This window comes from Comamonas brasiliensis (genome assembly GCF_018292285.1).
Lineage (GTDB): Bacteria > Pseudomonadota > Gammaproteobacteria > Burkholderiales > Burkholderiaceae_C > Comamonas > Comamonas brasiliensis.
In genome coordinates this window covers 1,519,755-1,532,501 of sequence record NZ_JAANES010000001.1, presented here as the reverse complement: position 1 = coordinate 1,532,501, position 12,747 = coordinate 1,519,755, and the positions used below count along the sequence as shown (strand labels likewise).

The 12,747-nt window shown below is 62.5% G+C and carries 11 protein-coding genes; 7 read left to right on the top strand and 4 right to left on the bottom strand.

What is annotated here, in order from left to right; translation table 11 throughout:
* Window positions 1–59: 59 nt before the first annotated feature.
* From DJFAAGMI_RS06890 to DJFAAGMI_RS06875, 4 genes are all read right to left on the bottom strand, one after another.
* Window positions 60–854: an ABC transporter ATP-binding protein gene (locus DJFAAGMI_RS06890; RefSeq protein ID WP_003054766.1), complete on the bottom strand. Its 795-nt coding sequence runs from the start codon at window positions 852–854 to the stop codon at window positions 60–62.
* A 23-nt stretch (window positions 855–877) separates the two neighbouring features.
* Window positions 878–1,762: an ABC transporter permease gene (locus DJFAAGMI_RS06885; protein WP_003054767.1), complete on the bottom strand. Its 885-nt coding sequence runs from the start codon at window positions 1,760–1,762 to the stop codon at window positions 878–880.
* Window positions 1,763–1,875: 113 nt separating this feature from the next.
* Window positions 1,876–2,844, bottom strand: a complete 969-nt coding sequence (locus DJFAAGMI_RS06880; RefSeq protein ID WP_043004982.1) for an ABC transporter substrate-binding protein — start codon at window positions 2,842–2,844, stop codon at window positions 1,876–1,878.
* A 540-nt stretch (window positions 2,845–3,384) separates the two neighbouring features.
* Complete coding sequence (locus DJFAAGMI_RS06875; protein WP_211456462.1) at window positions 3,385–5,088, bottom strand: electron transfer flavoprotein-ubiquinone oxidoreductase; 1,704 nt, start codon at window positions 5,086–5,088, stop codon at window positions 3,385–3,387.
* Between the two features lie 261 nt (window positions 5,089–5,349).
* On the opposite strand from DJFAAGMI_RS06875, the gene DJFAAGMI_RS06870 reads away from it, so the two are divergent.
* The 7 genes from DJFAAGMI_RS06870 to DJFAAGMI_RS06840 all read left to right on the top strand — a co-directional run bounded on the left by DJFAAGMI_RS06870 (window position 5,350) and on the right by DJFAAGMI_RS06840 (window position 12,746).
* Window positions 5,350–5,772: an acyl-CoA thioesterase gene (locus tag DJFAAGMI_RS06870; RefSeq protein ID WP_211456461.1), complete on the top strand. Its 423-nt coding sequence runs from the start codon at window positions 5,350–5,352 to the stop codon at window positions 5,770–5,772.
* 309 nt (window positions 5,773–6,081) lie between these two features.
* On the top strand, window positions 6,082–7,371 hold the full coding sequence (locus tag DJFAAGMI_RS06865) for a dicarboxylate/amino acid:cation symporter (RefSeq protein WP_167002169.1): 1,290 nt from the start codon (window positions 6,082–6,084) through the stop codon (window positions 7,369–7,371).
* Between the two features lie 56 nt (window positions 7,372–7,427).
* Window positions 7,428–9,302 (top strand): ATP-binding protein, encoded by a 1,875-nt coding sequence (locus DJFAAGMI_RS06860; RefSeq protein WP_211456460.1) that lies wholly within the window; start codon window positions 7,428–7,430, stop codon window positions 9,300–9,302.
* 13 nt (window positions 9,303–9,315) lie between these two features.
* Entirely contained in the window at window positions 9,316–10,638 is a 1,323-nt protein-coding gene (locus DJFAAGMI_RS06855) for a sigma-54-dependent transcriptional regulator (RefSeq protein WP_211456459.1), read from the top strand.
* Window positions 10,639–10,705: 67 nt separating this feature from the next.
* Entirely contained in the window at window positions 10,706–11,818 is a 1,113-nt protein-coding gene (locus DJFAAGMI_RS06850; protein ID WP_211456458.1) for a saccharopine dehydrogenase family protein, read from the top strand.
* Complete coding sequence (locus tag DJFAAGMI_RS06845) at window positions 11,815–12,360, top strand: DUF4166 domain-containing protein (RefSeq protein WP_211456457.1); 546 nt, start codon at window positions 11,815–11,817, stop codon at window positions 12,358–12,360. Before DJFAAGMI_RS06850 ends, DJFAAGMI_RS06845 begins: the two co-directional genes overlap by 4 nt.
* Window positions 12,357–12,746: a thiol-disulfide oxidoreductase DCC family protein gene (locus tag DJFAAGMI_RS06840; RefSeq protein WP_043004975.1), complete on the top strand. Its 390-nt coding sequence runs from the start codon at window positions 12,357–12,359 to the stop codon at window positions 12,744–12,746. Before DJFAAGMI_RS06845 ends, DJFAAGMI_RS06840 begins: the two co-directional genes overlap by 4 nt.
* Window position 12,747: the final 1 nt, after the last annotated feature.

Here is a 12,747-nt window from a genome sequence, read left to right as displayed (position 1 = left end):
AATAGCTGCCAGCGCTTATGGATAAAGCGTTGGCAGCTATTGTTTTGATGATTTCTGGCTCAGCTCAGCAGCAATGCATCGTCGGCCAGCTTTTCGCCGCGCACCTTCTCGAACATGTGCAGCAGGTCGGGCACATCCATTCTGGAGCGCTCTTCGCCGCTGACGTCCAGCACCACATTGCCCTGGTGCAGCATGACGGTACGCGTGCCCACATCCAGGGCCTGGCGCATGCTGTGCGTCACCATCATCGTGGTCAGATTGGCTTCCTGCACGATGCGCGCCGTCAGCTGCAGCACAAAGTCGGCGGTGCGTGGGTCCAGAGCGGCAGTGTGCTCGTCCAGCAGCAGAATGCGCGAAGGCTGCAACGCTGCCATCAGCAGGCTCACGGCCTGACGCTGTCCGCCCGAGAGCAGGCCGATGCGGTCGGTCAGGCGGTTTTCCAGGCCCAGGCCCAGCGTGGCCAGACGCTCGCGATACAGATCGCGATTGCTGGCCTTCACGGCCTTGGACAAGCCGCGGAAGTTGCCGCGCTCGTGCGCCAGTGCCATGTTCTCTTCGATGGACAGGTCTTCACAGGTGCCGGCCATGGGGTCCTGAAACACCCGGGCCACCTGCTTGGAGCGGGACCATACCGGCATGCGCGTCATGTCGATACCGGCAATTTCGATCTTGCCCTTGTCCACGCTCTGGTCGCCCGAGACGCAGTTCAGAAACGTGGACTTGCCTGCGCCGTTGGAGCCGATGACAGTCACAAACTGACCGTCAGGAATCGACAGCGACAGGCCGCGCAGCGCGCGGGTTTCGATCGGCGTGCCAGGGTTGAAGGTGAGTTCGAGGTTTTGTGCGTTCAGCATGGTGTTCTCCGCCGTCCTTCTTCTTACTTGCGCTTGCTCAGCTTTTTCTTGATTTGCGGAATCACCAGTGCGATGGTCACCAGCACTGCCGTCACCAGGTTCAGATCCTGCGCCTTCAGGCCGATGGCATCGATATTGAGGGCTGCCGCGATGAAGAAGCGGTAGACCACGGCGCCAAGCACCACGGCCAGCGTGGCCCAGATGATCTTGCGCGAAGGCAGTATGGTCTCGCCCACGATCACGGCCGCCAGACCGATGACGATGGTGCCGATGCCCATGGAGATGTCGGAACCGCCCTGGGTCTGCACGAACAGTGCGCCCGCCAGGCCGACCAGACCGTTGGAGATCGCCATGCCCAGCAAGATCATGGCGCCGGTGTTGACGCCTTGGGCGCGAGCCATGCGGGCGTTGGAGCCCGTGGAACGGATGGCCAGGCCGCGCTCGGTGGCAAAGAACCAGTCCAGAGCCAGCTTGGCCACGATGACGAAGCCGAGCATGATGAGCGGGCGCATCACATAGTCGTCAATGTTGGCCGGCTGCAGCATGGTGAACAGCGTGGGCTCGTTGATCAGCGGCACGTTGGGGCCGCCCATGATGCGCAGATTCACCGAGTACAGGCCGATCATCATCAGGATGGAGGCCAGCAGGTCCATGATCTTGAGCTTGACGTTGAGCCAGCCCGTGATGAAACCAGCCACGGCACCGGCAGCCGTGCCGGCCAGCGTGGCCAGCCAGGGGTTGGTGCCCGTGGAAATCAGAATGGCGCAGACTGCACCACCGAGGGGGAAGCTGCCGTCGACCGTCAGATCGGGAAAACGCAGCAAGCGAAAGGAGATGAAGACGCCCAGCGCCACTAGGCTGAAGATCAGGCCAATTTCAATGGCACCGAGGATGGAAAATAAAGACATAGAGAGAGCGACAGGCGCGGCAAACGTCTAAAAAAATCGGCAGGGCCATGTTGCCACGGCACCTGCCGCTGCGCTGGCACTGCCTGGTGGCAGTGCTGGCGACAGGGAGTGGATTACTTGACCACGGTCGCGGCGGACTTGATCAGCGCGTCGGACAGCTTCACGCCTTGCTTTTCGGCAGCGCCGGGATTCACGAACAGTTCCATCTTGGTGGAGACTTCGGGCTTGATGTCGCCGGGCTTCTCGCCCTTGAGGATGCGCACCACCATGCGGCCGGTCTGTTCACCCAGATCACGGTAGTTGATGCCGTAGGCAGCCACGGCGCCGCGCTTGACGGAGTCGGTGTCAGAGGCCACCAGAGGAATCTTGGCGTCCTGGCCCACCTTGACCAGCGATTCGTAGGCCGACACCACGTTGTTGTCGGTGTTGGTATAGATCACGTCGACCTTGCCCACCAGCGAGCGTGCGGCGCTGGAGACGTCCACCGAGCGGGGAGCGGCAGCGGTCACCAGAGTCCAGCCCATCTTGGGCAGCAGGGCCTGCAGTTCCTTGACGACCACGGCGGAGTTGGCTTCACCGGGGTTGTAGACCATGCCGATTCGCTTGGCATTGGGTGCGACCTGCTTGACCAGGTCCATCTGCTTGTCCAGGGCCAGCAGGTCGGACACGCCAGTCACATTGTTCTTGGAGGGTTCCCAGCTGGGGACCAGCTTGGCGGCGACGGGGTCGGTCACGGCCGAGAACACCACGGGCACGGTCTTGGTCGATGCGATCACGGCCTGAGCGGAAGGCGTGGCGATGGCGACGATGGCATCGGGCTTGTCACCCACGAACTTGCGGGCGATCTGGGCTGCCGTACCGGTGTTGCCCTGTGCGCTCTGGTACTGCCACTTCAGGGCCTTGCCTTCTTCGTAGCCGGCTGCCTTCAGGGCGTCCTTGACGCCGTCGCGCACCGCATCCAGGGCGGGGTGTTCAACAATGGCGGTCACGGCCACGGACTTGGTGTCGGCGGCATAGGCACCCGACATGGCGGAAATTGCCAGGGCCAGTGCGCCCATGCGGGCCAAGGACAGCTGCTTCATGTGTATCTCCAGCGTTTGTTGTGTGTTCCAGGTGAATTAAGACGGCAGTGCTCGATGCGCGTCGCCTCGCGGCAAAGTCTACTGCACCGATCTGGCTGTCTTCGCAATTGAGATAACCTTGTTTATCCCTATACGATGATCGCGAAAAAATGGCATGAAAGCTGCGCAAAGCGCTATTTGACTGGTGTTTGTGTGTGTAGATGCTGTTCAATGGCGCGCAATATTGCGTTGAGCAGGGCAGAGTTTCTGCTTTTTGCTGCATTTTTCCTGCGTTTGATTTGCTCAGGTCAAGGATATTGAGGCGATTGCCTGTTTTTTGGTCGCAGCGCTTTCTTGGCCGCAAGCCTGTCTCCATTGGGAGATTCACGGCCCTGGCTCTGGCCTGAGAATTTTCAGGATGCTGCAAATTTGTGGGCATTTCACGGACTGCGTTGCTAAAAACATTCAGCCCATGAAAAAAGCCTGCGCAGTCTGAACTGGCGCAGGCTTTCGGGGAGTGCATCCGGCAGCGGCTGCCGCCGCCGAATGCCGTCGCATGGCTTACATGCCGGAGTAGTTGGGGCCGCCTCCGCCTTCGGGCGTGACCCAGACGATGTTCTGCGTCGGATCCTTGATGTCGCAGGTCTTGCAGTGCACGCAGTTCTGCGCATTGATCTGCAGACGCTGCTTGCCGGCATCGGCCTCGTCCTCCACGAACTCGTACACGCCTGCGGGGCAGTAGCGCTGCTCGGGGCCGGCGAACTTGGTCAGGTTCACGGCAACGGGAACGCTGGCGTCCTTGAGCGTCAGGTGGGCCGGCTGGTTCTCTGCATGATTGGTGCTGCTGATGAAGACGCTGGAGAGGCGGTCGAAGGTCAGCTTGCCGTCGGGCTTGGGGTACTCGATGGGGGCGCACTCGGCGGCGGGCTTGAGATAGGCGTGGTCGGGCTTGTTGCGATGCAGCGTCCAGGGGATGTTGCCGCGCAGCACGAACTGCTCCAGCCCGTTCATCACGGTGGCCGTGGTCAGACCCTTCTTGAACCAGGCCTTGAAGTTGCGCGCCTTCCACAGCTCTTCATAGAGCCAGCTGTTCTCGAACGCATAGGTATAGGCCGTCAGCTCATCGCTCTGGCGACCGGCGACGATGGCGGCGTAGGCGGCTTCGGCGGCCAGCATGCCGGTCTTGATCGCGGCATGGCTGCCCTTGATGCGGCTGACATTGAGGAAGCCGGCTTCGCAGCCCACCAGTGCACCACCGGGGAAGACAAAGCGGGGCAGGCTGGAGATGCCGCCGGCCGTGATGGCGCGCGCACCGTAGCTGATGCGCTTGGCGGGCTTGATGCCCTTGGCTTCGTCGCCTTCCAGGTAGTAGCGGATATTGGGATGGGTCTTCCAGCGCTGCATCTCCTCGAACGGAGACAGGTAGGGGTTGGAGTAGTCCAGGCCGGTGATGAAGCCCAGCGTGACCAGATTGTCTTCCAGGTGGTAGAGGAAGGCGCCACCGTAGGTGTCGCTCTTCATGGGCCAGCCGGCAGTGTGCAGCACCATGCCGGGCTTGTGACGCTGGGGGTCGATCTCCCAGAGTTCCTTGATGCCCAGACCGTAAGTCTGCGGGTCGCGGTTGGCGTCCAGCGAATACTTGGCGATGACCTGCTTGCCCAGATGGCCGCGCGCACCTTCGGCAAAGATGGTGTACTTGCCGTGCAGCTCCATGCCCAGCTGGAAGTCGCCCGTGGGCTCGCCTTCCTTGCTGATGCCCATATTGCCGGTAGCCACGCCCTTGACGGAGCCGTCCTCGGTGTAGAGCACTTCGGCGGCCGTGAAGCCGGGGAAGATTTCCACGCCCAGGGCTTCGGCCTGTTCCGCCAGCCACTTGGTGACAAAGCCCAGGCGAACAATGTAGTTGCCTTCGTTGTGAAAGCACTTGGGCAGCAGCCAGTTGGGCGTGCGCAGAGAGCTCTTCTCGCCGAGGAAGACCATGGCGTCTTCGGTCACCGGCTGGTTCAGGGGGGCACCCTTTTCCTTCCAGTCGGGGATCAGTTCGGTCAGAGCGCGAGGATCCATGATGGCGCCCGAGAGGGTGTGAGCGCCGGGCTCCGAGCCTTTTTCCAGCACGACCACGGAGACATCCTGACCTTTTTCAGCCGCCAGCTGCTTGAGGCGAATGGCAGTGGCCAGGCCGCCGGGGCCACCACCGACCACCACCACGTCATATTCCATGGCCTCTCGCGGGCCGTACTGGGCCAGGATCTCTTCGTTTGTCATCGGGAAAGTCTCGCTTGATATTGGATTGGGAAAACTGGCGTGCGCGGCCCAGGCAGGTGCGTCTGCAAAAAACCACGATGCGGGCGATTCTATGCTGACAGTCCGGCACGACCGTGCAGATTTGGCGACAGCGCATCAATCGGTGTTGCGGCAAAGTCCATAGGCTAGTGCTCCCCCCGGGGCACGCCATCCCTCAAAGAAACTAGAACAAGGGGATGATGAGGCAGTTGCAAACCTCGTTCAATCAGGAGACATAGCGGCATGAAAATCGAGTTGCCAGAGCAAAAAAAACAGGTCTATGAAACGCGCTTTCCCGTGCGCTGGGGTGATATGGACGCCATGGGCCATGTCAACAACGCTCAGTACTTCCGTTACCTGGAAACTGCCCGTATCGACTGGATGCGCGGCATGGGTCTGAATCCGGATCCCGCTGGGCAGGGGCCGGTCATCGTCAACGCCTTCTGCAATTTCTATCAGCAGCTGGCCTATCCCGACGAAGTGCTGCTCAAGATGTTTGTCAGCGATCCCGCACGCACCACCTTCGAGACCTGGGCCACGATGGAGCGTGTGGCACAGCCAGGAGTCATTTGTGCCGCCGGTGGAGGCACGGTGATCTGGGTGGACTTTCCCCGGCAGAAAGCCGCTGCGCTGCCGGACTGGATACGTTCGGCAGTGACTGCCTGAGTCTTGTTCGGAATTCCGTACATATCTATGGATGTCGTCCGGAAATCCGATCGTTGTTATGCAAAAAAGTATTTTGAATATAAGCAAATCAAAGACTTGGCCGTGATTTAGTGGCTGGCACGGTATGTGCTTAAACGACGGCACGCCGCTTCGCTGCGGCTGACCAAGTGAGACTGGGGCTGGACCTGGCTGACGAAACCTCGGTTGCGTCGGCGGTCCGTCTCGGTTTGTTGTCGCTGCCTGAACCCGGTGCCTTCAAGGCCCGGACTCCGGCTGCGGCTCAAACAACGCATACCAAGATTCCAAGAAATGAAATCCAATCGCCTGACCATCATGGTTCTGCTGGCCATGGTTCTGGGTGTGGTCGTGGGCTATCTCGTCCACGCCAACGCCGCGACACCGGAGACTGCCAAAGACATTGCCGGCTATTTCGGCATCCTCACCGACGTATTCCTGCGCATGATCAAGATGATCATCGCGCCCCTGGTGTTTGCCACGCTGGTGGCGGGCCTGGCCAATATGGGCGATGCCGGTTCCGTGGGCCGTGTGGGTGGTCGTGCGCTGGGCTGGTTTATCGCGGCTTCGTTCTGCTCGCTGTTTCTGGGTCTGGTGTTTGCCAATGTGCTGCAACCCGGCCACGGCCTGACTGTGGAGCTGCCCACGAATGCCGAGAGCCTGGGTCTGAAGACCGGTGCGCTGAACTTCAAGGATTTCATCACCCATGTCTTCCCCAAGAACATCTTCGAGGCCATGGCCACCAATGAGGTGTTGCAGATCCTCGTGTTCGCGCTGTTCTTCGGTATTGCACTGGGCTATCTGAACCACCAGAAAAAGCACATGCTGGTCGATCTGATGGAAGAGACCTCGCACGTCATGCTGCGCGTGACCGAGTACGTGATGCGCTTTGCGCCCGTGGGCGTGTTCGGCTCTGTCGCCGGCACCATTGCCACCCACGGACTGGGCATGCTGCTGGTGTTCGGCAAGTTCCTGCTGGGCTTCTATATTGCGCTGGCCGCGCTGTGGGTGCTGCTCATCGGTGCCGGCTATGTGGTGCTGGGCAAGGATGTCTTCCGTCTGCTGTCGTTGATTCGCGGCCCGGTGCTGGTGGGCTTTTTCACGGCCAGCAGCGAATCCACGCTGCCCAAGCTCATGGAGCAACTGGAAAAGTTTGGCATCAAGCCGCGCATCACCGGTTTTGTGCTGCCGCTGGGTTACTCGTTCAACCTCGACGGCTCCATGATCTACACCACCTTCCTGGCCATCTTCATCTCTCAGGCCTATGGCATCGAGATGTCGCTGACCGCACAGCTGACCATGCTGATGGTGCTGATGATTTCCAGCAAGGGCATTGCCGGCGTGCCGCGCGCCTCGCTGGTGGTGGTGGCCGCCGTGCTGCCCATGTTCGGTTTGCCGGAAGCCGGCATTCTGCTGATTCTGGGCATCGATCACTTCCTGGACATGGGTCGTACGCTGACCAATGTGCTGGGCAACGCCATTGCCACGGCCGTGGTGGCCAAATGGGAAGGCGATGAAGCTCCTGAGTCTTCCACAGACTCGGCAGCCCAGCCCGTGATCATGGCCGAGGCCGCCCGCGCCTGAGCCTGATCCCTGCCTTGCCCGGCTTGCTGCCTGCTGCTGTGTCGGGCGCTGCTAACATGGCCCGCACCATGCTAGCTTTCCTGCCCCCGCACCTGCGCGCTGCTTTGCTGATCCTGCTCTGGCTGGCTGCAAGCAGCCTGGGCGGCTGGCTGGGCTATCAGGGCTTTGTCAAGATCGGTCTCGAGACGGTGGCGGCAGCCGGCAACGGCCGCCTTGATCTCTATGCAGCCAGCCTTCGGCGCGAGATCGACAAATTTGCCTTTCTGCCCGATGTGGTGGCCCTGCAGCCCGAGATCCTGTCCCTGCTGAAATCGCCAGGCGACGAAACGCTGCAATCCCGTGCCAACCTCTATCTGGAAGAGCTGAGTCGCAGAGCGGGTACGCTCAGCGTCTACATGCTGGATCACCAGGGCCTTGTGCTGGCCGCCAGCAACTGGCGCCGCGCTGACAGCTTTGTGGGCGAGAACCTCGGCTTCAGGCCCTACGTTCAGCAGGCGCTGCGGGAAGGGCGGGGGCGTTACTTCGGTGTTGGCACCACGCGCGGCGAGCCTGGCTATTACCTGACCACTACCTTGGGCCAGGGCGAGCTGCATGGCGTGGTGGTGGTCAAGGTCGGGCTGGCGCAGCTCGAGCAGTCCTGGGCCAGCGCAGAGTCGCCGGTAATGGTCAGCGATGAAAACACCGTGGTCATCCTCAGCAACATGCCTGCCTGGCGCTTTGCCACCTTGCAGCCGCTGAACTCAGCAAGACGCGCGGAGCTGGAAGCTTCGCAGAAATACAACCGTCTGAATTTGAGGTCGCTGAGCTGGCGTGGCGTAAGCGGTGCCACGGGTACCAGGCAGGTCAGCATTCCTGATCTCAAAGATGCCGCGGCAGGGCCGAGTGCGGGCCGCTTTCTGGCGCAGTCCACGCCGCTGGCCGGCACGCCCTGGCAGATCACCGTGCTGTCTCCCCTGAGTGTTGCATTGCAGCTGGCGGCGAGCCGTGCATGGGTGACCGGGGCGTTGATTGCATTGATGCTGCTGCTGGGGGCTTTGCTCTATCAGCGGCGCAGGCATGTGCGTGAGCAACTGGCGGCCCAGCAGGCTCTGAAGCAGGCCAACGAGGTGCTGGAGCAGAAAGTGCAGCAGCGCACGGCCGATCTGCAGAACGCCAATCTGGCACTGCAGCAGGAGGTGGTGGAGCGCATGCATGCCGAGGCCACACTGCGCGCTGCGCAGGATGAGCTGGTGCAGGCCGGCAAACTGGCCGTCATCGGTCAGCTCTCCACCGAAGTGGCCCATGAGCTGAATCAGCCCCTGGCGGCCTTGCGGGCGCTGGCTGGCAACAGCCAGCGTTTTCTGGAGCGCGGCCAGGGCGAGATGGTGCACAGCAATCTGCAGCGCATGGCCGAGCTGACGGAGCGCATGGGACGTATCACCGGACAGTTGCGCAACTTTGCGCGCAAGTCCGCGGGCCAGCCGGCGCAGGTCGAACTGGCCAAGGTGGTGGATGGCGCACTGACCCTGCTGGAGCCGCGCATTGCGCAAAGCGGCGTCATGATCGTGCGACAGCCTTCGGATCTCGCGCTGAGTGCCTGGTGCGATGCCAATCGTGTGCAGCAGGTGCTGATCAATCTGCTGAGCAACGCGCTGGACGCCGTGCAGGGCGGTAGCACGCAGTGCGTGGAAATCGCCTGCAACCGGTCCGGTGCCTGGGCGCAGATTACGGTACGCGATCATGGCCCCGGACTCAGCGAGCAGGTTCAGGCGCGGCTGTTTGAGCCCTTTTTCACGACCAAGCCCGAGGGTTTGGGACTGGGTCTGGGCCTGCCGCTGTCGGCAGAGATTGCCCATGCCGCGGGTGGCAGCCTGAGTGGTGGCAACCATCCGGAAGGCGGGGCCATCTTCACGCTGCGCCTGCCCTTGGTGGATACTCGGCCGCTGTCCTGATTGCCTGCTGCCCATGAACCCTTCCCTCCAAGTCCTGATCGTTGAAGACGATGCCGATGTCGCCATGGCCTGCGAGCAGACCATGCGCCTCGAAGGCCTGGACTGCGTCTGTGCGAGCAGTGCCGAGCAGGCGCTAAAGCGCCTGTCGCCGGATTTCGCCGGCGTGGTGGTCAGTGATATCCGTTTGTCCCAGATGAGCGGGTTGGGGCTGCTGGCCGCGATTCGCGCGCTGGACGCCGAGCTGCCCGTGATTCTCATCACCGGTCACGGCGATATCTCCATGGCCGTGCAGGCCATGAAGGATGGTGCGGCCGATTTTCTGGAAAAGCCATTTGCGCCCGAACGCCTGGTGGAGGCCGTGCGCCGTGCGCTGGAGCGACGTCGTCTGGTTCTGGAGGTGCGCAGCTTGCGTCAGCAACTTCAGAGCCGGGATGTGTTGCAGCACCAGTTGCTGGGGCGGTCGCTGCCGATCCAGCAGCTGCGCAGTACCTTGCAGAGCCTTGCGGCCAGCGAGGCCGATGTGCTGATCTGGGGTGAAACCGGCACCGGCAAGGAAAGAGTCGCGCGCAGCCTGCACGAGTCCAGCCGGCGCAAAGGCGGCAATTTCGTCGCCATCAACTGCGGCGGCCTGCCGGAAACCCTGTTCGACAGCGAAATGTTCGGCAGCGAGGCCGGGGCCTTCACCGGTGCGGGCAAAAAGCGCATCGGCAAGATCGAGCATGCCAGCGGCGGCACGCTGTTTCTCGACGAGATCGAGAGCATGCCTTTGGCCATGCAGGCCAAGCTGCTGCGCGTGCTGCAGGAACGAGTGCTGGAGCGTCTTGGATCCAACACGCTCATTCCCGTGGATTGCCGCGTGATTGCGGCAACCAAGGTCGATCTGCTTGAGCTCAGCCGCCAGGGCCTGTTTCGCTCCGATCTCTACTATCGTCTCAATGTGGCGACCGTGAACCTGCCCCCGCTGCGCGAGCGCCGTGAGGATGTTGCGCTGCTGTTCGAGCATTTTGCGCTGCAGGCGGCGGCCCGCCACCAGCGACCTGTGGCCGAGCTGACGCCGCAGCGTCTTCAGACCTTGCTGGCCCACGACTGGCCCGGCAATGTGCGCGAGTTGCGCAACGCGGCAGAGCGCATCACGCTGGGGCTGGATGCCGGCATATCCCCACCCGGCGCCGCGCCCGGGACTGCTGCTTCGCTGGCGTCGACCATGGAGTCCATAGAGCGCTCCCTGATTTCCGAAGCCCTGCGCAACAACGAAGGCAATCTGACGCGCACGGCGCAGGCGCTGCACACCCCCAAGACCACGCTGCACGACAAGATTCGCAAGCACGGGCTGTGAGCAAGCCATGAAAGCGGCTGCCGCGTTTGGGCTCCAGGGCGGAACTTGCGTCCCGCTACACTGGGGCATGCGTGAATTCAAGGTCATGGTCGTTGGTGCTTATGGCTTCTTCGGCAGTCGCCTGGTTGCCAGGCTGGCCAGGCAAAGTGGTCTGCACATCGTGGTGGCAGGGCGCTCGGCTTCTGCGGCGCATGCGCTGCTCGAAGGTCTGGCCCGGGATGCCCGCTCAAGCCTGAGCCATGCGGTGCTGGACGTGATGGCTGCGGGGCTGCAAGAGCGGCTCAAGGCCCTGGCGGTGGATGCGCTCATTCACACCTCGGGCCCGTTTCAGGGACAGGACTACCGCGTGGCCCTGGCCTGTGCCCGAGCCGGCGTGCACTATGTGGATCTGGCCGATGGGCGTGAGTTCGTCTGCGGCATAGACCAGCTCGAGCTGCAGGCCAAAGCCGCCGGCGTGCTGCTGCTCAGTGGTGCCAGCTCGGTGCCGGCGCTGTCCTCGGCGGTGGTGGATGCGCTGGCTCGGGACATGGACCGCGTCGACCATATCGACATCGGCATCAGCCCGGGCAATCGAACGGACAGAGGCCTGTCCACCGTCGCTGCCATCCTCAGCTATTGCGGCAAGCCACTGCCCGGTGCGGGCCAGCAGGCCGTGATCGGCTGGCTGCGCAGCTATGCACATGACTACCCGGCGCCCGTGGGGCGGCGATTGCTGTCGGACTGCGATGTGCCCGATCTTGTATTGCTGCCGCTTCGTTATCAGAACTGTTCTGTCAGATTTGGCGCCGGACTTGAGTTGCCGCTTCTGCACAGAGGCATGAACGCCATGGCCTGGCTGGCGCACAAAGGGCTGGTGCAGGATTGGTCCACCCATGCGCGCACGCTCAAGCGCATGGCGGACTGGTTCAAGAACCGTGGCAGCGATGTGGGCGCCATGCATGTCACCGTCAGCTGGCTGGATGCCCAGGGGCAAGCCAGCCAGCGCAGCTGGGTGCTGACGGCGGGCTCCGGTGACGGGCCTTATGTTCCCACGCTGGCCGCCAGTGCACTGGTGCGCAAGCTGGCTGCAGGTGCAGCGCTGGTGCCTGGTGCCCGGCCCTGCATGGGGCTGTTGACGCTGCAGGACTTCATGGCCGAGGCTCGGGGGCTGGACATCCGGATGCAGGAGCTGGCCCCATGACGCAGAGCGCTTCCTTGTTTCAGCAGGCCATGGGTGAAGAGTTCGGCAGGCTCGATGCCACGCTACAGCGCTTTCACCGCCTGCAGGGAGAGCATGAGTTGGAGGGCAGGGTACAGACCGGCGCGCCCCGGACGCTGCTGGCCAGGTTGCTGGCCCTGGCCCTGGGTACGCCGCGCACGGCCGCTGAGGGGGAGATTCATTTCGAGCTGCAGGCCAGTCCCGAGGCCGAGACCTGGACTCGCATCTTCCCCGAGCAGGTCATGCGTTCCAGCATGCATTTGCATCAGGGCGGCCTGGTCGAACGTCTCGGGCCGGCGCGGCTGTGCTTTGCCCTGCAGGCGGTGGATGGACGGCTGCACATGCGACTGCAGCGCCTGTATTTTCTGGGCATCCCTTGTCCGGGCTGGCTGGCGCCGCGCATCGTGGCCGAGGAAGCAGGCGTCGGGCAGCGCTTGCAGTTTCATATCGAGGCGGCCGTGCCGCTGATTGGCGTGGTGGCCAGTTACCGAGGTCATCTGCTGCTGCCCGAGGAGAAAAAATGATTGTGGTCTTCGATGCGCAATGCCTGCTGTGCAACGGCTGGGTGCAGTTTCTGCTCAAGCACGACAAGCAGGGCATTTTTCAGTTTGCCGCCATCCAGGGAGAGGTAGGCGGCAAGCTGCTGGCCGATGCGGGCTTGCGCCTGGAAGGTCTGCAAACCCTGCTGCTGGTGGACGGCAAGCGTTCCTGGCAGCACACCGATGCCATCCTGCGCGTGCTGCACGCGCTGGGCTGGCCCTGGCGCCTGACAGCGCTGTTCCGACTGGTACCCGCTGCATTGCGCGATGCGCTCTATCGCCTGATTGCCAGAAACCGCTACCGCTGGTTTGGCAAGAGCGAGCAATGCCTGATGCCGGACCCCGCCGTGGCAGCGCGCTTTCTTGATTGAA